General features: G+C 63.4%; 16 protein-coding genes. 15 read left to right on the plus strand and 1 reads right to left on the minus strand.

The window, feature by feature from the left end:
• The 12 genes from GPA25_RS21155 to GPA25_RS21210 all read left to right on the plus strand — a co-directional run.
• The coding region (locus GPA25_RS21155; RefSeq protein WP_211163272.1) for a tetratricopeptide repeat protein at positions 1–1,027 on the plus strand (1,027 nt) is incomplete at its 5' end.
• The gene (locus tag GPA25_RS21160; protein WP_169262392.1) at positions 1,024–2,451 is read left to right on the plus strand and encodes a BatD family protein; all 1,428 of its coding nucleotides are present in this window, start codon (positions 1,024–1,026) and stop codon (positions 2,449–2,451) included. The genes GPA25_RS21155 and GPA25_RS21160, both read left to right, overlap by 4 nt.
• Positions 2,452–2,533: 82 nt before the next feature.
• A complete protein-coding gene (locus GPA25_RS21165; protein WP_211163273.1) occupies positions 2,534–3,682 on the plus strand; it encodes a glycosyltransferase family 4 protein in 1,149 nt (382 codons plus the stop codon).
• Positions 3,679–4,602, plus strand: a complete 924-nt coding sequence (locus GPA25_RS21170) for an NAD-dependent epimerase/dehydratase family protein (RefSeq protein WP_169262393.1) — start codon at positions 3,679–3,681, stop codon at positions 4,600–4,602. The genes GPA25_RS21165 and GPA25_RS21170 overlap by 4 nt, the downstream gene beginning before the upstream one ends.
• Positions 4,599–5,621, plus strand: a complete 1,023-nt coding sequence (locus GPA25_RS21175) for a glycosyltransferase family 2 protein (protein WP_246265995.1) — start codon at positions 4,599–4,601, stop codon at positions 5,619–5,621. The genes GPA25_RS21170 and GPA25_RS21175 overlap by 4 nt, the downstream gene beginning before the upstream one ends.
• 197 nt (positions 5,622–5,818) lie before the next feature.
• Complete coding sequence (gene gmd / locus GPA25_RS21180; RefSeq protein WP_169262410.1) at positions 5,819–6,922, plus strand: GDP-mannose 4,6-dehydratase; 1,104 nt, start codon at positions 5,819–5,821, stop codon at positions 6,920–6,922.
• Positions 6,923–7,030: 108 nt separating this feature from the next.
• Positions 7,031–8,020, plus strand: a complete 990-nt coding sequence (locus GPA25_RS21185; RefSeq protein WP_169262395.1) for a glycosyltransferase family 2 protein — start codon at positions 7,031–7,033, stop codon at positions 8,018–8,020.
• Entirely contained in the window at positions 8,017–9,084 is a 1,068-nt protein-coding gene (locus GPA25_RS21190; protein ID WP_169262396.1) for a glycosyltransferase family 2 protein, read from the plus strand. The genes GPA25_RS21185 and GPA25_RS21190 overlap by 4 nt, the downstream gene beginning before the upstream one ends.
• Positions 9,081–10,601, plus strand: a complete 1,521-nt coding sequence (locus GPA25_RS21195) for an oligosaccharide flippase family protein (protein ID WP_169262397.1) — start codon at positions 9,081–9,083, stop codon at positions 10,599–10,601. Before GPA25_RS21190 ends, GPA25_RS21195 begins: the two co-directional genes overlap by 4 nt.
• A 106-nt stretch (positions 10,602–10,707) precedes the next feature.
• Complete coding sequence (locus GPA25_RS21200) at positions 10,708–11,448, plus strand: FkbM family methyltransferase (protein WP_169262398.1); 741 nt, start codon at positions 10,708–10,710, stop codon at positions 11,446–11,448.
• Positions 11,370–12,440 (plus strand): GDP-mannose 4,6-dehydratase, encoded by a 1,071-nt coding sequence (locus tag GPA25_RS21205; protein ID WP_169262399.1) that lies wholly within the window; start codon positions 11,370–11,372, stop codon positions 12,438–12,440. Before GPA25_RS21200 ends, GPA25_RS21205 begins: the two co-directional genes overlap by 79 nt.
• A gap of 7 nt (positions 12,441–12,447) precedes the next feature.
• Positions 12,448–13,689, plus strand: a complete 1,242-nt coding sequence (locus GPA25_RS21210) for a class I SAM-dependent methyltransferase (RefSeq protein ID WP_211163274.1) — start codon at positions 12,448–12,450, stop codon at positions 13,687–13,689.
• Positions 13,690–13,788: 99 nt separating this feature from the next.
• Here GPA25_RS21210 and GPA25_RS21215 read toward each other — a convergent pair whose 3' ends face one another.
• On the minus strand, positions 13,789–14,664 hold the full coding sequence (locus tag GPA25_RS21215) for a glycosyltransferase family 2 protein (RefSeq protein WP_169262400.1): 876 nt from the start codon (positions 14,662–14,664) through the stop codon (positions 13,789–13,791).
• Between the two features lie 151 nt (positions 14,665–14,815).
• Between GPA25_RS21215 and GPA25_RS21220 the strand changes: the two genes are divergently transcribed.
• The 3 genes from GPA25_RS21220 to GPA25_RS21230 are packed head-to-tail and all read left to right on the plus strand — an operon-like array spanning position 14,816 to position 20,543.
• Positions 14,816–16,726 carry a tetratricopeptide repeat protein gene (locus GPA25_RS21220; RefSeq protein WP_169262401.1) on the plus strand — a complete coding sequence of 637 codons (1,911 nt, stop codon included), beginning with the start codon at positions 14,816–14,818 and terminating at the stop codon, positions 16,724–16,726.
• A gap of 59 nt (positions 16,727–16,785) precedes the next feature.
• Complete coding sequence (locus GPA25_RS21225; RefSeq protein ID WP_246265997.1) at positions 16,786–18,441, plus strand: tetratricopeptide repeat protein; 1,656 nt, start codon at positions 16,786–16,788, stop codon at positions 18,439–18,441.
• Between the two features lie 50 nt (positions 18,442–18,491).
• Positions 18,492–20,543, plus strand: a complete 2,052-nt coding sequence (locus GPA25_RS21230; RefSeq protein ID WP_169262402.1) for a tetratricopeptide repeat protein — start codon at positions 18,492–18,494, stop codon at positions 20,541–20,543.

Below are 20,543 nucleotides of genomic sequence, written 5' to 3' on the forward strand. Positions count from 1 at the left end.
CCTGTCCGTCCTGCAACTTGCCCCCCCGTCCGGGGGCCCAGGCGTGGCACTCAGCCAACTGCGGGACAGCGCACGGCTCAGTGGCGGCCTGCACCTCACTCCAGGCCGTGACGACAGCGACACGCGCCAGCTCACCGCGCTGTTCGCCGCCAACGCTCGCACTGCGGCCGACAGCACACGCAGCACCGGCGAACCTCGCGAACTCGGTCCTTGGCTGCTGCCCCTGCTGTTGCCGCTCGTTGCGCTCGCGTTCCGCCACGGCGTGCTCCTTGCCCTTGCACTTCCCATCCTGCTGCTGCCCCCGCCCGCGCATGCCATCGACCTCGCCGGATGGTGGTCACGCGCGGACCGACGGGCCATCCAGTACCTCCAGAGCGGTGATCCGGACAGGGCCGCACTGCACTTCACCGACCCACGCTGGCAAGCCGTCGCCCACTACCGCGCGAAACGCCACGCCGAAGCGGCCGCCGCACTCGCTCCATTCACCGACGCCGATTCGCTCTACAACCGCGGCAACGCACTCGCCCATCTCGGCCGTCTCGACGAAGCCGTGCAAGCCCTCGATGCCGCCCTGCACCTGCGTCCCGACGACGCCGACATCCGCTACAACCGCGATCTCGTGCGCGAATTGCTCGACCGCAAGGGCACCCCTCCGCCGCCCGCGGCCGATTCAGACGCCCCCGCCGCGGATGCTCCCCCCAGGACGCCGGACACCCACGACCAGACTGGTGCGCCGCCGCCAGCATCCCCAACCGCGCCCAACGCAAGCGGCAGTGCCCCACAATCCAGCCCGACAGTTGGCACAGCCGCGCAAACAACGCCAGGCAGCCCGCAAGCGGCCAACGAAGCCCCCCCCTCGACCGACACATCGCCGCGCGGACGCAGCGACCCCGCACGCGAAGCCGGTCTGCTCGCCGACCAGTGGCTGCGCGGAGTCCCCGACGAACCCGCAGGCCTGCTACGCCGCAAGCTGCTCCTCGAACACCAGCGCCGTCAGCGCGGCGAAGCACCACGGCCATGGCAATGAAGCCCGGCCTCCAACGCCCCCTGCGGCGCCTCCGCATGCTTGCCGCCGCGCTAACGGTCGGTACGCTGCTGTCACTCGGCGACATCGCCAGCGCCGAAGCCCAGACCAATACCACCAGCCCCGCCCAGACCAACAACAACCCCAAGCTGTGGCTCGAAGCCGCCTTCGAGCCGGACTCCCCCTACGTACAGTCGCAGGGCGTCTACACGTTGCGCCTGTATCAGGCCATCAGCGTGCGCGACCTGCAATTCCACGCTCCTGCAGCCCTGCTCGCCGACATCCGCCCCATCGGCGCAGACCGCATCACCGAAGCCACCCGCCACGGACACCGCTACCGCGTCACCGAGCGACGCTACGCCGTCTTCCCCGTCGCCAGCGGCGAACTCGCCTTGTCGGGCGCACATGTCACCGGCCTCGCCGCACTGCCGGGTCCCTCTCAGGCGCTACGCATCGCCGCCCCATCCACGCCATTCGCCGTGCGGCCGATCCCGCCCGCGGCCGGCACCTCCGCCTGGCTGCCGGCACGCACGCTCACGCTCAGCGAAACCTGGTCCCCTGACCCGAGCGAAGCACGCCCCGGCGAAGCCCTGCGCCGCACCATCCGCATCGAAGCCCACGGCCTCACCGCCGCGCAACTTCCCGCGCTCGCACCGGAAGGCACCGGCTTCTCCGCCCACCCCGAAGCGCCACGGCTCGGCAACCGTTTTGACGACGCCTGGAATGTCGGCACGCGCGAACAAACCTGGCTGATCGTCCCGACACGCCCCGGCCCGCTCACCCTGCCGGCACTGCAAGTACACTGGTGGGACGTCCGCGCGCATCAACCACGCACCGCCAACCTGTCCGCACGCGCACTCACGGTCGTCGCGGCCGCAACCGACGCAGCGCCGCCCATCGAACCGACGGGCTCGTCGACGCTCAGCGCAACCACCCCGCCGCCGGCACCGGACGCGCCGCCCGCACACACCCCTCGCATCTACAAGGCAACGACCACCGCAGCACTTTCAGCGCTTGCCCTCACGGCAGCGGTCGCAGCCTTGGGATATTTCCTGCGCCAACGGCGTCGACGCACCGCCACATTGCGCCAACTCAAGACCGCCTGCCGCCACAACGACCCGCACGCCGCTCGCGACGCCCTGCTAAGATGGTCCGTCGAGCGCTGGCCGGCCAATCCGCCGCGCTGTTTAGGCGAACTTGGCCGGCGCATGGCGGATGCGGCCCTCCAAACCGCGGTAGCCGAACTCGAGCGCCATCTTTACGGCCCCGATGCAAGCACTTGGGACAGCCATGCGCTGCACATCGGCCGAAACAGCCTGAAATCCGCCTCCACGCGCCGCGACGACGACCTTCCACCGCTCTACTCCAACCAGGGCGCCACCGCGTCCCTCAAGCACTTTGGATTAAATTCCAAACACATGCTCTAATTGCCGACCGCCCGCGTTTCCAACGATCCGTGACACGTGCTGCGGCACAGCCCCGCCGGTGTGCCGCAGCAGGACTACCCCCATGCCGATGCCCGCTCCTGCCTGCAAACCGCTCGAAGTCCTGATGGTGAGCACCTCCTACCCATCGGACCTCTCCGACTGGCGCGGCCTGTTCATCCGCCACCTGTCCGACGCACTGGCGCGGCGCGACGACCTCGGCGTGCGCCTATGGGCACCTCCCGGCGAAACCCACTCCAAGATCCGGGCGGCCGCCACCCCGGACGAATCCGACTGGCTGGCCGAGCTGATGCGCAAGGGCGGCATCGCCCACCTGCTTCGCAGCAGCGGCCCCAACGGACTGTTGCACGCCGCACGTCTGCTGCGCTTCTTGCGCTCGACCTATCAGCGCAATCGCGACATCGACGTGCACCACATCAACTGGCTGCAGAACGCCCTGCCGCTGCCCGCCGATACGACGCCCGCGCTGATCACCGTACTCGGTACCGACATGCAGCTCCTCAGGCTGCCGTTCATGCGCACGCTGCTCAGGCGCTCGCTGCGCCGACGTCGCGTCGCCGTCTGCCCCAATGCCGAATGGATGGTGCCGGAGCTGACGCGCGCCTTCGGCGATCTGGCCACGATCCGGTTCGTCCCGTTCGGCATCGATCCCGGGTGGTTCGCGCTCGAGCGTTCCTTTCAGAACGAGCCACGGCCGAAGTGGCTGGCCGTAACGCGGCTGACGCGCGCCAAGCTCGGCCCGCTATTCGAATGGTGCGCGCCGCTGTTCCACGATCAGCGGCGCGAGTTGCACCTCTTCGGCCCGATGCAGGAACAGGTCGACGTACCACAATGGGTGCATTACCACGGCCCCGCCTCACCCGCGCAGTTGATGAACGACTGGTTTCCACAAGCGCACGGTCTGATCACGCTCAGCCAACATGCAGAAGGACGCCCACAAGTCATGCTCGAAGCGATGGCCGCGGGACTGCCGATCATCGCCTCACGCCTGCCCGCGCACGAAAACATCGTCTTCCATGACGAAACCGGCTGGCTGTGCGACAAAGATCAGGACGTCGGCGCCGCGTTCGCGCGCTTCGAAACCCCCGAACCGAACCTGCGCGCAGGCCACGCCGCACGGACTTGGGCCGCTCGCGAAATCGGCACCTGGGACGATTGCGCCGCCAGATACACTGCGATCTACCGCCAACTTCTCGAAGGCCGCTGCAAGTGAGCGACGCCATCCTGCTCCTTGGCGCCAGCGGCTTCGTCGGCACCGCGCTGACCCGAGCCCTGGTCGCGGCAGGCACGCGCATCGTTGCCGTCGGCCGCAACACCCACCCCACGTCGCTCGGCGGTGTCACCTTCGTCGATGACGAGTTCACCACGCCCGCACACTTCGCCCCGTGGCTGGCGCAGTGTCGCGCGGTCGTGCATCTCGCCTCCCGTTCCACGCCGGGCCGCAGCGCCGGCAAGCCGCTCTTCGAACTCGACCATAACCTGCGCACCACACTGGCGCTAATTGAAGCCCTACAGACGCATCCGCACTGCGAACTGCTATATCTATCCTCGGGCGGCACGCTTTACGGCGATGCAGACACCAGTCCCGCCACCGAACGGCACATCATTCGCCCCAAGTCGTACTACGGCGCTGGCAAGGCGGCCGCCGAACATTTCGTCACGGCGTGGACCATGCAGTTCTCATCCCGCGCCACCATCCTGCGCCCATCCAACCTGTACGGCCCCGGCCAGAGCACGCGACAGGGCTTCGGCATCATCCCCACCGCCTTCGACAGCCTGCGTGACGGAACCGGTCTGACGATCTGGGGCGATGGCAGCACCGTACGCGACTACCTCTACATCGACGACTTCGTCGACCTGTGCCTTGCCGTCCTCGCAAACCCGATGCCCCCCGGCACCCAGGTGCTGAACGCCGCCAGTGGTCAAGGAATCAGCCTCAACGAGTTGCTCGCTCAAATCGAGACCGTCACCGGCAAAGCATTGCCGCGGCAATATGTCTCCGGCCGCTCGGTCGATGTGTCGCGCATCGTCCTCGATCCGGGGCGCGCCCGACGACATTACGCATGGACCGCAAGCACCCCGATCCAGCAGGGGCTCGCTCGCACGTGGCGTTGGTACTCCACCCAAGCATGAATCGCCCTACCGCGCCCGTCTGCTCCATCTGCATCGCCAACTACAATGGCGAGGCCTTGCTCGCCGACTGCATCGACTCCGTGCTCGAGCAGGATTGCGACTTCGCGTTCGAAATCCTGGTCCACGACGATGCCTCCAGCGACCGCTCGCTGCAACTGCTGCGCGAACGCTATCCGCAGGTCGAGGTCATTGAAAGCGCGCAAAACGTCGGCTTCTGCATCGCCAACAACCGCCTGGCCCGCAGAGCGCGCGGCGAATATCTCCTGCTGCTCAACAACGACGCAGCCCTCGCCCCCGATGCGCTCGCCACCCTTCTCCAGCATGCACAGCGGCAAAGTCCGCCCGGCATCCTGACCCTACCGCAATACGACTGGCTCACCGGCGAGCTGGTCGACCGCGGCTGCCTGCTCGACCCCTTCTACAACCCCGTCCCCAATCTCGACGCCACGCGTACCGACGTTGCGATGGTGATCGGCGCCTGTCTGTGGATCCCGCTAGCCCTGTGGCAGGAACTCGACGGCTTTCCCGAATGGTTCGAATCGATCGCCGAAGACATGTACCTGTGCTGCCGCGCCCGCCTCGCCGGCTTCCCTGTACATGTGACCTCTATTAGCGGCTACCGCCACCGCCAAGGCATAAGCTTCGGTGGCAATCGCGCAACGGGTGGCCGCCTCGCAAGCACCTACCGACGACGGCGCCTCAGCGAACGTAATAAAACCTTTGTTCTTGCGCTATGCACTCCGGCACCTTGGATCTGGCTGGTACTACCGCTGCATCTGGTTGCACTTGCCACCGAGGGAGCCCTCCTCGCCATTGCAAAACGGGAACCCAGGATCTGGCGCGAGATCTACGCAAATGTGTATCGGAGTCTGATGCAAAAGTCCGAGCATCTGCGTCACGAACGAACCAGGATCCAGCAAACACGGGCGAGTTCGGCAAGGGAATACAGTAATTGCTTTGTTCCCATGCCGCGCAAACTCGAATTGGCAGTAAAGCATGGACTCCCGGGCCTACGCTAAAGAAAACGCCGCAGGCACCAGAACCCGGGCACCGACAGGCAGGCGCCGGCTACGACGGTCTCCGCAGGCGGCAGCATTCATGCGAAAATTCGGCATCGGCGAAATATGCATATCTGCTTGCCAGCATACCGCCGCCGCCCCTTTTCAGCTCCGGCAGTATCGCCCAGACACCCTCGCTATCGGAACTTTGTACCACGATGAGCAAACGCGCACTGATTACCGGCATTACCGGACAGGATGGGGCATACCTAGCTGATTTCCTGCTGCAGAAGGGCTACGAGGTTCACGGCATACGCCGCCGCACCTCGCTGTTCAACACCGCACGAATCGACCACCTCTACAAAGACTCCCATGACCCCGACGCAAAGCTTTTCCTGCATCACGGAGACATGACCGATTCGAGCAGCCTGATCAACGTCGTCGCAAAGGTTCAGCCGGACGAAATCTACAACCTTGCGGCACAGAGTCACGTTGCGGTGTCCTTCGAGCAACCCGAATACACGGCGAACGCCGACGCCCTCGGCCCCCTCCGCCTGCTCGAGGCGATCCGTACGCTCGGTCTGGTCGACAAGACGCGCTTCTACCAGGCATCGACGTCAGAGCTGTTCGGCAAGGTCCAAGAAACACCGCAACGGGAAACCACTCCGTTTTATCCGCGCTCCCCTTACGGCGTCGCCAAGCTCTATGCATACTGGATCACGATCAACTATCGTGAAGCTTATGGCCTGTATGCCTGCAACGGCATCCTGTTCAATCACGAATCACCGAAACGCGGCGAATTGTTCGTCACCAGGAAGATCACCCGTGGCCTCGCCCGTATCGTTCACGGGCTGGACGAATGCGTCTTTCTCGGCAACCTCGACGCACGCCGCGACTGGGGGGACGCCCGCGACTTCGTCGAGATGCAATGGCTGATGCTTCAGCAGGAAGAGGCCAGGGACTACGTAATTGCGACCGGCGAACAGCATACAGTACGCGAATTCGTGGAGACGGCGGCGCACCGCATGGGTTTCAGCGTCGAATGGGAGGGCGACGGTGTCTGCGAAACCGGCCGGGTGAGTGCTGTGCACCGCGATGACATTCAGTTGTCAGTTGGCCAGACCGTCGTCCGTATTGATCCGCGCTATTTCCGCCCCGCAGAGGTCGATAGTCTGCTCGGCGACGCGTCTCGCGCCCGCGAGGAGTTGGGCTGGACACCGCGCATCGGCTTTCAACAGCTGGTTGCGGATATGGCCGACCACGACTTCGCCGCCGCGACATTCGACCGCGCTCAGCGCGCCGCAACTACATGCGGTCAATGAGAACACTGCCATCCGGACGGCACTAGAATATACGCTGCAAGCGTAAGGCGCGTGGCGGCTGAATTCGCTGCACCGATTCTCCCGCTAGCCCAACCGCCCCCTCTCGCCATGACGACCATATCGATTGCACTCTGCACCTGTAATGGCGAACGCTTTCTGCCAGAGCAACTGCAGAGCTTCCTTGATCAGCAGCGCCAACCCGACGAACTCGTGGTTTGCGACGACGCATCGACCGATCGCACGCCCTCCATCCTCACCACCTTTGCAGAAAACGCCCCCTTTCCGGTTCGTGTCGCGCGCAACGGTGCACGCCTAGGCGTCGCAGCAAATTTCGCCCAAGTGATCTCGCTCTGTTCCGGAGACTATATCGCCCTCTCCGACCAAGATGACGTCTGGCTGCCGCAAAAGCTTGCGCAACTTGAACGCACCTTGGAGGCGAGGCCAGAATATCAGGGTGCATTCAGCGACGCCTCGCTGGTATCTGACGACTGCGCACCAATGGGTCTCGCAATGTGGCAGTCGATTCATTTCACTCAAGCCGACCGCAGGCAATTTGCGGCGGGGCACGCGACTACCGTTCTGATGAGGCAAGCGGTCGTAACCGGGGCCACCCTGATGATACGCAGCCGTCTCCGTGAAGTGGCCATACCCATCCCCGCAGGATGGATGCACGACGAATGGCTGGCGTTGATCGCCAGTACAACTGGCGGCCTCGTCCCGATCGAGGACTCGTTGGTGCTCTATCGGCAACATGCCGACAATGTCATTGGCGGCAGGCGAAAAGGCCTTGCGACAAAAGTTCGGGCGGCAAAGGACTTGTCACGCCGCACATATCTGGAAACGGAAATTGCGCGTTTCCGTCAACTCCTTGACCGCCTCGGTGCCGCACAAGTACCGGCGCCCGCGCTCGCTCCTCTGATCGCAAAAATTGCCCACCTCGAGAGGCGCCACAGCTGGCCCACGAACCGCTTCCGACGATGGCTGCCGGTCTTCCGCGAATGGCTCAGCGGCGGCTATCACAGGTACAGCCGTAACTGGCACAACCTCGCCTTCGATCTCGTTGCGCCTGACGAAAGGAATCCGGAGCCCCCACGATGACCAGCGCAGAAGGCGATCCGACAAGCGAAATCGTGCTCAATCCGCTCATTTCGTTCTGCATCACGACCTTCAACCGCGGGGAGGTCGTCCGCGAAACCTTGCAGTGTCTGCTTGAACAGGCGGGCCCCGGGGTTGAAGTCGTCGTGGTCGATGCGGGTACCGATGGCTCCTGCGCGCGGATTGCGGCGGATCTCTCGCAGAAATACGACGCACTGCGCTACTTTTTCCGCGCAGAAAACTCCGGGCTGGACCGCGATTTCTGCCATGCTGTCGAACTCGCGACGGGCGAATATTGCTGGCTGTTTTCTGACGACGACCTGATCCGCCCCGGCGCGGTGGACCGCGTTCGTAGCCAGTTGGCGGACAAGCCGGCGCTGGTCATCACCAACGCCGCGGTATACGGACCGGATCTGAGTCGCGTACTTCAACCTGCGATGATGGTATTAAGCGACACCCGCACTTTGCGGCCCGACGAACAGGGAGAACTTCTCCGCGTTGCCGGACAATGCCTGAGCTTCATCGGCAGCGTTGTAATCCGCAGAGACATCTGGCTCGCGCGTGATCCACGCCCCTACTGGGGAACGATGTTCGTGCACGTCGGCATGATCTTCCAGGCGCGACTGCCCGGTCCAGTGCGGCTGCTTGCCCATCCGGAAGTATTGATACGCTACGGCGTCGGATCCTGGAAACCCCGGCAGTTCGAGATCTGGATGAAACTCTGGCCGGACCTGATCTGGTCCTTCGACGGCCTCCCTGACAGCGCAAAAGCAGCGGTTGTGGCCCGACGTCCGTCTACGAAACTTAGATCGTTACTCCTTTACCGGGCGAAACGGGCATATGACATCGCCGGCTTTCACACGATAGTCGCCAAGCAGACACAGGGGCCTTTGCAAAACTTCGCAGCGCGCACGATTGCACGACTGCCCTCGACGGCCCTGCGACTGGCGGCAATCCTCTATATCCGCCTCTTCCAGCCGCACGCAACGCTCGATCTCGTCGATCTGGCCGCTGCCGGCGGGCGTCTCGCGCGCCTTATTGCCGGCAGCCCCGGCCGGGCAGGGTGAAGCAGCCCCGCAGTTTCGCCCGCAATGCGTTTGCCAATTTCCTGGCAAGGGGCTGGGCCGGTCTACTGTGGTTGGCCCTGGTTCCGGTGTACCTGCAATTCCTGGGATCGGAGGCCTATGGCCTCGTCGGCCTGTATCTGTCGCTGTCGATGATCGTGCAACTGCTCGACCTGGGGCTCAGTCCCACGATGACCCGCGAGCTGGCGCGCAACTCGGGCAAGGACGCAGAGCTCGCAGGCATGCGGGACCTGGTGGCCACGGCCGAGCTGGCCTCATGGGGCATGGCACTGACCATTGCCATCGGGCTCTGTGCGCTATTCGAACTCACCGCATCGACGTGGATAAGGGCTGGTTCACTAAGCCACGATCAAATTTCCAAATTGCTGTCCCTGGCTGGCCTCGCGATTGCTGCGCAGTGGCCTGTCCTTTTTTACAGCGGAGCCCTGTCGGGCCTGGATCGACAGACATGGACCGCCGGCATTGGCGCATCGTTCTCCACCCTGAGGGGCGTCGGAGCCGCACTGATTCTCTGGCAGGTATCGGCGACGCCAGAAGCATTCTTCCTCTGGAGTACGGCCTGCAGTCTCGGCCATTCGCTTGCTGTCGGAATCGCATACCGGTGCGCCCGGCCGCCAGCGCTGCGTAGCGGGCGCCCCAGGCTCGCGACGATCAGGAGCGTGCGACGATTTGCGGCCGGCATGTCCGTCCTGGGGATGCTGGCAATCATCGTCACGCAGGCAGACAAGCTTCTGCTATCGGCATGGCTCCCCCTCGAACAATATGGCCATTACATGGTCGCTGCAACGCTGTCGACAATCCCGCAATTCATCGTCGCGCCGGTTTCCGCCGCCCTGCTGCCCGAACTATCCCGCACGCTGGCCCACGGACAGAGCGCGCGGGCTCTGTCGACATACTGGCGAGCCTCCCGTTGGCTGGCCGTCGCCCTTGCCGCGCCGGCGGGATTAGCTCTGATGTTTGGCGAACCAATACTTCTTGCATGGAGCGGAAATTCGACGCTCGCCAGTCAGACAGGCGTCGCCCTCTCTCTGCTCATGATGGGGAGCTGCCTGAATGGTCTGATGTGCATACCCTACGCCTGGCAGATTGCTCGCGGCTGGCCACGGGTGCCGATTCGAATCAATATTTTCTCGCTCTTCATCATGCTCCCGACGCTGTGGTTCGGTGCACGCAGCTTTGGTGCTGCGGGTGCTGGGTTCGCCTGGATGGCATTCAATCTTTCGTATCTCGCATTAAACTTGCGCTCCATGATCAGCATCGCACCCGAGACACGACCCGTCGAAAATTTGCTCCGCGACAACCTCCGACCGTTTTTTGCTTCTGTCATTGTTTGTGCGATTGCCTCGACGCTTCCACTTCCGGAGACGCGTTTCCTGCTTGGAGTGTGGCTGTTCTGCGTACTGCTTGCCGCTGCCATTGCCGCCTTCGTCGCGACGCCTCGATGTATTGCCGACGCGATGTCGTGGCTCCAACCTCACTCACACGCTCGCCATGACTAGTCTCCGCCATCGCTACCGCCGGGCCCTGCGCAGGACGCAGTGTTATTACGCGCAGTTCGGAGAAGACGCGCTGCTGGCAGATCTTTTTCCGGACGCTCACGGCCGGATGATCGTCGACATCGGGGCTCATGACGGCACCACCGGGAGCAACTCGCGGCTCCTGGAGCAACTCGGCTGGCGCTGCCTTCTCGTGGAACCCAATCCGGCGCTCGCCGAACTTGTCCGCAGGAACCGCAGGTCGCCACTCTACGAATGTGCGCTTTCGAGTGCGGAGGGGACGGCGGACCTGACGATCGTCGGAGGCGCCCCGGGCGCCGACGGTTTGTCGGGCATAAGCCTGGGACAATTAAACCTGCACCGCATCACGGCGGAAGGCTATACGACACGTGAAATTCAGGTCCGCACCACGAGGCTGGACACGCTACTCGAGGAAGCCGGCGTCAGTCCGGGGATCGATGTCCTGTCAATCGACGTCGAAGGGCATGAGCACAGCGTACTCGCCGGTTTCGACATCGAACGCTGGCGCCCCCGGCTTGTCATCATCGAAGATAACTCCGACTACGCCGACCCTCGCATCCCCGACTGGATGCGCAGGCGTAGCTATCGCAGGGTTTTCCGCAGCGGAGTCAACGACTGGTACGCAGCGATCGATGATGCAACATTCGACATCGCACCCAACCGCGCATACATTGCCTGGCGCACGGTCACGGGACCGCTAAGGCGTCGCCTGCGCCAGGGTATCGATGGCGCCCTTCGCCCCTTGCGGCCATGGCTGTCCGCACACCCAGCGCTGAAACGAAGGATTCAACGGGTGAAGCGCTGGTTCGGCATCACGCGTACATTTTGACCGGACCAGCGATGACACAACGCACCTCCGTAGCCATCATCAGCGGAGCTGGCGGCCAAGACGGCTCCTACCTCGCCGAATGGCTGCTCGCACACGACTATCATGTCGTCGCTCTCGTCCGGCACACCCCCGCCCACTATGAGCGCCTGAACCATCTACGGGGGAAGTTCGACATCCGGCAGGTGAACCTGCGCGATTCGGGCGCGACCGAAGAAATCCTTCGCCGCATCGCGGCAGACGAGTTTTACAACCTCGCGGCGCGCGCCTCGAGCGCGACGCTGTTCGATGAGCCCGCCGAGATGGGAATGGAGAACGGGGTGATGGTCGCCCAACTGCTCGAGACCCTGCGGCGCACCTCACCGCAGACGCGTTTCTGCCAGGCCGGAAGCAGCGAAATGTTCGGCAATACCACCGTCAGCCCGCAGGACGAGACAACCGCGTTCCGGCCTCGCAACCCGTATGGGGCGGCAAAGATTTTCGCGCACATCGCGGTGCAGACGTACCGTCAGCGGCACCACATGTTTGCCTGCAACGCGATCCTCTACAATCATGAAAGCCCCCGGCGCAGCCCGGAAATGGTTACGCGCAAGGTGGCGATTGCCGCGGCACGCGCGTATCGAAACCTCCCGGTCGCGCTTACGCTCGGCGACCTGGAAGCCAGGCGCGACTGGGGATACGCGGGAGACTACGTCCGCGCCCTGTGGCTGATGTTGCAGCAACCGGCGGCAGACGACTATGTCATTGCCACCGGCATACTGCATTCGGTGCGCGAACTATGTGAAGTTGCGTTTGAACACGTCGATCTCGATTACCGGCCGTTCCTGCGACTCGACCCGAGCCTGACACGTGCACCGGAATCAATCCCGCTAGTCGGCAACAGCGACAAGGCACGTGCCTTGCTCGGTTGGGAGCCCGAGGTGACGTTCAGCGAAATGATCCGGAACATGGTCGACGCAGAAGTGGCTGCCATCGACCGCAACGCAGGCGAGTAAATCAATCGTGACAAAAAACACCAACCCGATCCTGACAAAATGCCGCATCTGCGGGAACGCCATGCTCGAGCCGGTCCTTGATCTGGGGATGCAGGCATTCACCGGAGTCTTTCCTCGGCGACCGGACATGGCGCTACGCCGCGGGCGGCTGCAACTCGTCAAATGCACAGGCACACGCTCGTGCGGCCTGGTGCAACTCGGCGACGAATTCGACCCAGGCGATCTCTACGGCGCCCATTATGGCTACCGCTCTGGCCTCAACCCCACGATGGTGGCCCACCTTCGCAGCAAGGTCGCCGCAGTTCTCGCACAGGCGGCTCCGTCCGACGAACGGGTTGTCCTCGACATCGGAGCCAATGACGGGACTACGCTGTCATGTTACCCGCAACAAGGTCACACACTCATCGGCATGGACCCGTCAGCGGAGAAGTTCCGAAACTTTTACCCGGGCCATGTACGCCTCGTCAGTGATTTTTTCACAGCGAGGGCCTTCCTGGCGGCGAGCCACGGCAGGCGCGCCGACATCGTCACGTCGATCGCGATGTTTTACGACCTGCCCGCCCCCCAGGAATTCGTCGGTCAGATTCGCGACGTGCTAGCGCCAAACGGCACCTGGACATGCGAACAAAGTTACCTGCCGCTGATGCTCGAGCACAACGCCTACGACACGGTCTGCCACGAACATCTGGAATACTACGCGTTGCGCCAGGTCGATTGGCTGGTCGAGCGGGCCGGACTCAAGCTGATCGATGCGGAGCTCAACGACGTCAATGGCGGGAGTTTCTCCTTCACCGCCGTGCACTCCGACGACGTGCGCCAACCGTCCGCACGGCTCGACCAGCTACGCAGGGATGAGGCACTGCTTGGGCTCGACGATCTCGCGGTCTATCGACAATTCTCCGCACGTGTCGAGGAAAGTCGCGAAGCGCTGCGCAACTTCCTCACTGAAGCGCGGACGGCAGGCAAGACGGTCGCCGGCCTAGGAGCTTCGACCAAGGGCAACGTCCTGCTACAGTATTGCGGCATCGGACCCGACCTGCTTCCGGTCATTGGCGAGGTGAACCCGGACAAGTATGGCTGCTTTACGCCAGGCACCGGCATCTCCATCGTCCCACAGGACGAAGTCCTTGCAACCGCGCCGGATTACCTGCTGGTGCTGCCATGGCACTTCCGCGACTTCCTGGTGAAGCGCGGAAACTGGGGCAAGTCCCGCTTGGTGTTCCCATTGCCACACCTGGAAATCGTATGAGTCCGGAGGCGCCGGAACCGAATCTTTCTCGGCCGCGAGTACGCTGCAAGGTACTCACTTCCCCTGACCGGCCCCCCCAGCTGCGCCGAGCGAACCGCCTCAACCGCGCTCTTTTTCTGCGCTGTCGGGCCGATACATCAGCTGCGTAATCTGCTCCGACACCAGCCCGATCAGAAAGGTCGTCACGGCCGACGTCAGCAGGAAGATGGTGGCCAGAGACAAGCGCCCGTGCATGGCAAACGTATACACATAGTAGCCAAGGCCGAGCAGGACCTGGATCAGGACGACCGGCGCAAACAGCTTGAGCGGCGAGTACAGCGTCCCGATCTTGAAGATGATTAGCAGGAAGCGTGCGCCATCCTTAAGGATCCGCACATGGCTCTTGCCGACCCGCTTCGCCGCCTTGATGGGCAGGTAAGCCACCGGATAACCCGCGCGAAAGAACGCCATCGTGCTGGTCGTCGGGTAGGAAAAGCCATTTGGCAACAAATGGAGAAACTCCCGGAAACGCTGCGCCCGCACGACCCGCAGCCCGGAGGTCAGATCTTCAATCCGCTTGCCAGTCATGTAACTCGCAAGCCGGTTGTAAAATCCATTGGCAAGTCCGCGGCCTACGCTCGCCTGCGACGCTCCGTCGCGGGCGCCGACGACCATGTCATACCCTTCATCGAGACGGGCGAGCAAGCGTGGAATGTCCGCCGCATCATGCTGCCCGTCGGCATCCATGAAGACGATCACCTCACCCTTTGCGGCCCGCGCACCACTCTTGATTGCGGCACCGTTGCCCATGCTATAGGGGTGGCTGATGACATGGGCACCCGCACGCGCCGCTTCGTCCGCGGTGCCGTCCGTGGAGCCGTCATTGACCACAACAATTTCACTCTCGGGGAGCTGTGATCGGATCCCCGCGAGCACCCGACCGATCACGGCGCATTCGTTTTTCGCGGGCAGGACAACACTTATCTTGTAGGGCATGAGTTTTCCGGCGAGCAATGCAGCATAGCCGGCAAGACTCTCTCCGGCATTTTTTTGTCATTAACGAGGCGCAATGATATATCCCGGCGCATCAAGAAGCACAATCCAAGCCCGAAGGATCGGCCACACTCGACCTGGCTAACATGGAACGATGTTTGCTTTTGCACCCAGCCTCGGCGAACAATATGTCCGCAATCAACCAAGAGTAACGATCGTCCAGCCCATCCATTCCGTGACCTCGCACAGTTTCCCCAGCAATGCGCCCTGGACGCCGGTCGCCGCAGCACTGCTTCTGACCGTCGCGGTACTGCTTGCCTACCAGGGCATCGAAATGAACGGCTTTCATTTCGATGACTGGCACAACATCCTGCTGAACCCAGCCATCCACATGGATGACTTCAGCCTCGGCGGCCTACTCGACGCCGCGCGCGGAGCATCCCTGCCGCATCGCCCCGTCGCGTCGGTCACGTTCGCCTTTGACTGGTGGCGCGGCGGCGACAAGCCAGCTCCATTTCTCGTGACGAACCTGACGCTTCATGTTCTCGCAAGCTGGGCCGTTCTCGCGTTGCTGCTGAGCGCACTCCGCGCTGCTAATGCCAGTTGGAGCCGGACACGGGTATTGCTCGCCGCCACCGCTGCCGCCGGTTGGTGGGCGGTCCAGCCCATTCACGTACAGGCGGTGAGCTATATCGTCCAGAGGATGACCGAACTCGCTGCGTTGTTTTCCGTCCTGTGCGTCTGGGCTTACCTGCGCGCACGGCTCGCACAGGGGGCGAAGATCTGGTTGTTCGGTGGCGTGTCGGTATGCAGCTTCGCCTTGGCCGCTCTGTCGAAACAGAATGCCTTTATTACACCCGGCCTGATCGTGTTGGCTGAATTTCTCGTCCTTCGCAACAATGCGCCCCTAATCCAGCGCCCTCGCGACCGCTGGCTCCTTGGCCTCGTCGCCATCATCCTGTTCGCTGGCGCAGTTACCCTGGCGGTCGGCGGCCCTGCCACGGATTGGATTTTCCGCGGCTACGAATGGCGCGACTTCACTCTCGCCGAACGCCTTCTGACGCAACCCAAAGTGGTGGCCTTCCATGTATCGCAGCTCTTGTGGCCAATGCCCGGGCGCTTTTCTCTCGAGCACGATATCGCCACCGTACGGTCGCTGGCGTCCGCCGAGTTCTGGCTACCACTCGCCGCGATCCTCGCATGGTCTGCCGGCGGACTGTGGCTGGCGGCGCGCCGTGGCACACGCCTCACCGGCTTCTTCATGCTCTGGGTGCCGGCCACGCTTGCGATTGAAAGCTCGTTCATACCGCTGGAAATGGTGTTCGAGCATCGCATGTACCTGCCCTCGATGGGCTTTGCGGGACTCATCGCCATCGGCGTCGCGCACTCGGTGCGCTGGCCGCTGACCCGTGCGGCCCCCGCGTGGGCACTGCTCGCGTGCGCGATTGTTTTCGGCATCTGGTCCACGAGGCAACGTATCCCGGAGTGGCGCACCGAGATCAGCCTGTACGAAAGTGCCGTCCGCCATGCGCCGAATTCGGTACGCGCATGGAATCAGCTGGGACTGGAATATCTGCAGGCAAACCGGCACGAACAGGCTCTCCAGGCAATCAACCGCGCAAACGAAATCGAACCCCGTTGGGGTGACGGCTATCCGTTTCTGAATCGTGGCGTGGTGTTCGAGGCCACGGGGCAATCCGAGCGCGCGCGTGCCGTCTATGAGGAAACAATCCGCTTGTTCCCGAAGCAAGTGCTGGGATACAACAATCTCGGGCTCCTGTATCTGCGTGCGGGCCAGCTCGATCAGGCCTTGCAGCTGTTCGACCGCGCCGTGACGGTCGATCCGGAGTACGCCGGAGCCTGGACCAATCGCGGAACAGCGAATTTTCAACGTGGAGATATCGGGCACGCGCTAAGCGACTTCGAGAAGGCCATCTCCCTGTCCCCGCGGGAATCAATCGCCTTCCATTATCTCGCCCGCATCTATAGCGCGAACGGACGTGCGGCCGATGCGGCACGAGCCCGAACTCACGCTTGCCGTCTCGGGGTCGCCGCGGACTGCTGACAGCGTCCTCCCAAGCAACGTTCAAGCCGTCAAGGCACGCGCTTCACTGGAATACGCCATTGAACTCGAACACGACACACCACACCTCCCCGCTACCGTTCTGGCAAGTGTGCATCGCTTTGGCCACGCTGACCGCGCTGACATGGTTCGCATATCGCGGCATCGAATTGAACAGTTTTCACTTCGACGATTGGCCCAATATTCTCAACAATCGCGCGGTGCAGATCACGCAAATCAGCATGGAAGGCCTGCTCGGCGCTGCACGCGGCGCTTATCTCTCGCTCAGGCCAGTCGCCTCGGTGAGCTTTGCGATTGACTGGTGGCGCAGTGGTGGAACGCCCGCAACCTTTCTCGCAACCAACCTTGCACTGCACGTGCTTACCGGCTGGGCGCTATTTTCCTTGCTGCTAAGTGTGCTGCGGGTGGCCGCGCTAGCACAACCGCGCCCCGCCCTGATCGTCGCAGCGGGGGCCGCCACATTGTGGTGGGCACTCCAGCCTATCCACGTTCAGGCAGTAAGTTATGCGGTACAGCGGATGACCGAACTCGCCGCACTATTCTCGGTGCTGTGCGTATGGACGTACCTGCAGGCACGCAAAGCTGAACGCGGCGCGATCTTGTGGTCGGGCGCGTCTCTCCTCAGCCTCGCCTTGGCCGCCTTGTCAAAGGAGAACGCATGGATTACGCCTGCACTGATCCTGATGGCGGAGTTTCTGGTGTTGCGCAACGCGGCCCCGCTCGTCCGCTCGTTCGTCGATCGCGCACTCCTTGCCCTGCCGGTCATAGCCCTCGGGCTTGCATTAACCGATGTCGTCGTTGGCGGCCCCTTGAGTCAATGGGCCCTGCGCGGCTACGAGGGGCGCGACTTTACGCTCGTCGAGCGCCTTCTGACGCAGCCAAAAGTAGTGGCGTTCCACGTCTCGCAGATCCTTTGGCCGATGCCCGGGCGCTTCTCCCTTGAGCACGATATTGCCATCGTGCATTCGCTCGCATCCGCGGAGTTCTGGCTGCCGCTCGTGGCGATCCTCGCGTGGAGCCTCTGCGGACTCTGGCTGGCAGCACACCGCGGCACGCGCATCGTAGGCTTCTTCACACTCTGGGTACCCGTCACGCTGAGCATCGAAAGCTCCTTTGTTCCACTCGAGATGGTCTTCGAGCACCGCATGTATCTTCCCTCCGTGGGTTTCGCCGGGCTTATCGCTCTCGGCCTCGTCCATTCGGCACGTCGGCCACGCACTCGCGCCATCCCCGCGTGGGCGCTTCTTGCGGGCGCGATCCTCCTCTCCCTGTGGGCCACTACCCAGCGCGTCCCGCAGTGGCGCACCGAGGCCACCCTCTACGAGCAGGCCGTCAGGCTCGCCCCGCACAGTGCACGCGCCTGGAATCACCTCGGCATCGCCACCCTCAACCAGCGCGAGAACGAACACCTGCCCCAGGATCGGTACGACCGCGCACTTGTTGCATTCGCCCGTGCGATTGAACTCGACCCGGCCAGCGCCTCGCCCTGGACCAACCGCGGCGTTGCCCGCTATCTGCGCGGCGATCGACAATCTGCGCAAAACGATCTTGAAAAGGCGATCGCGCTGGAGCCTGACGAAGCCGTCGCGCACCATTACCTTGCCCGGATCTACGGTGATCAGGGACGCCATGCGGAAGCACGCGCCGTTCGTCATCGTGCCTGCTGGCTAGGCGTGGCATCCGATTGCTATCGTTAAGGCACGGCATCCCAACCCCGGCACGGACACTCAGGACGTTTTCGCCCGCCATGACAAATACTGCTCGTCCCCTGTTGCGCGCCGTGCTGGTTCTGCTATTGCTCGGACTGATTGCGCTCGCGTATCACGAAGCGCCCCAAAACGGCTTTCACCTCGACGACGCCAACAACATCGTCACGCACGGCCCGATTCACATGACCGAGTTCAGCGTCGACGCGCTTGCAAGGGCGGCGCGCGAGGGCGCCCTGCCGCAGCGTTCGCTCGCCAATGTCAGCTTTGCGCTCGACTGGTGGCGCGGAGGCGGTGGGCCATCCACCTTCCAGATCACCAACATCCTGATTCACGCAGCCACCGCGCTCGCCGTCCTGGCCCTCATCCTGCAATTGCTGCGCAGAAATGGCGCCCCCCCGACTCAGGCATGGCTCGCCGCCACCGCGGCCACCGCGGCATGGGCGGTCCATCCGATTCAGGTCCAGGCTGTCACCTACATCGTCCAGCGCATGGCATCGCTGGCAGCACTCTTCATCCTCATCGCGGTCGTCGCCTACGTTCACGGCAGGCAGACACAACGCGGACGAATCTGGTACCCGATCGCCGTGATCGCTGCCGTTGCCGCATGGCTGTCGAAGGAGAACGCATACATTCTCCCTGCCCTCCTCCTGCTCGCCGAATACACCCTGTGTCGCGAGCCTGCGCAGCGACTGAGAAGCAAGCTCGACCGCCTCGTGCTGGCCCTGCCCGTCGTATTGATCGCCTACGTCGTAATCGATATCGCGCTATTGCGCGGCCCCCTGTGGCAATACCTCGCGACAGGGTACGCCAACCGCGACTTCACCCTCGGCGAACGCCTGCTAACCCAGCCTCGGGTGATCTTTTTCCACTTGGGGCAAATCCTGTGGCCGCTTCCCGAGCGCTTTTCCATTGAACACGACTTCCCGCTCTCCCGCAGTTTATGGCACCCATGGACCACCCCCCTGGCGATCGCCGGCCTGTTCGCGTGGATTGCAGGCGGAGCCTGGCTTGCGCTGCGCAGCACCGTTCCGGTCGCGGGTTTCCTGCTGCTGTGGATCCCCGCCACGCTGGCCATTGAAAGCAGCGTGGTCGCACTCGAAATCGTGTTCGAACACCGCATGTACCTGGCATCGGCCGGACTCGCCGGACTGCTGGCACTGGCGCTGCAGCGTCTCGCACGCACAGGCCATGCCCATGGCGCAGTGCTGTTGAGCCTCGGCCTGGTCGCCGGCCTGCTGTATGCAACCCTCAGCCGGGTGCCGGTCTGGCGCAATCCGGTCACGCTCTATGAACACGCAGCAAACCACGCGCCGCAGTCACCGCGAGCCTGGGGCAACCTGGCCACGGCCTACGAGACGGAAAACCGCAGCAACGAGGCCATCGCAGCCTACTCGCGGGCCCTGGATCTCGCCCCGCGGAGCGCAATCGCCTACCTGAACCGGGGATCAAGCTACCGCAAGATCGGACGCCCCGCAGACGCTGCCGCCGACTATCGACGTTTCATCGCGCTCGAACCCCAGGATTTCCGGGGTCACTACGCGCTTGGCGCCCTACTGCTCGCCAGCGGTGAATATGCAGGCGCAGAAACCTCGCTGCAACGAGCCCTCGCGCTCGCCGCGCACTCTCCACTGCCATTAATGGCGCTGGCGAGGCTCTATGTCGAAACCGATCGCCCCGAATCTGCCATCAACGCATTGCGGGAAGCTCGATCGCGCGACCCGGCGGTTGCCGACATCGGCTACTTCGACCTCCTCGGCATTGCCAATGCACGCACGGGCCGTTTTGACGCCGCCGTGGCGGCCTTCACCGCCATCCTGCGGGCGGATCCAACGCAATCCCAGGCGCTGCTCAACCGGGCCTACGCCTACCTGCGGCAAGGCCAGCCACTCGCCGCCCTAGCCGATTTTGACCACAGTGTCGCGCGGCGCCCGAACGACGCTCACGCGCAATACGGGCGGGCCGAAAGCCTGAACGCCTTGGGCCGGGAAAAAGAGGCTCTTGATGCTGCGCTGAGCGCACTGGCGATCGAGCCCGGTCACGCCCGGGCTCGCCACCTTGCCGCCGAGTTGTCGCGACACTCCCGCGACTGA

Source organism: Aromatoleum diolicum, from assembly GCF_012910955.1.
In the GTDB taxonomy this organism is placed as follows: Bacteria; Pseudomonadota; Gammaproteobacteria; order Burkholderiales; family Rhodocyclaceae; genus Aromatoleum; species Aromatoleum diolicum.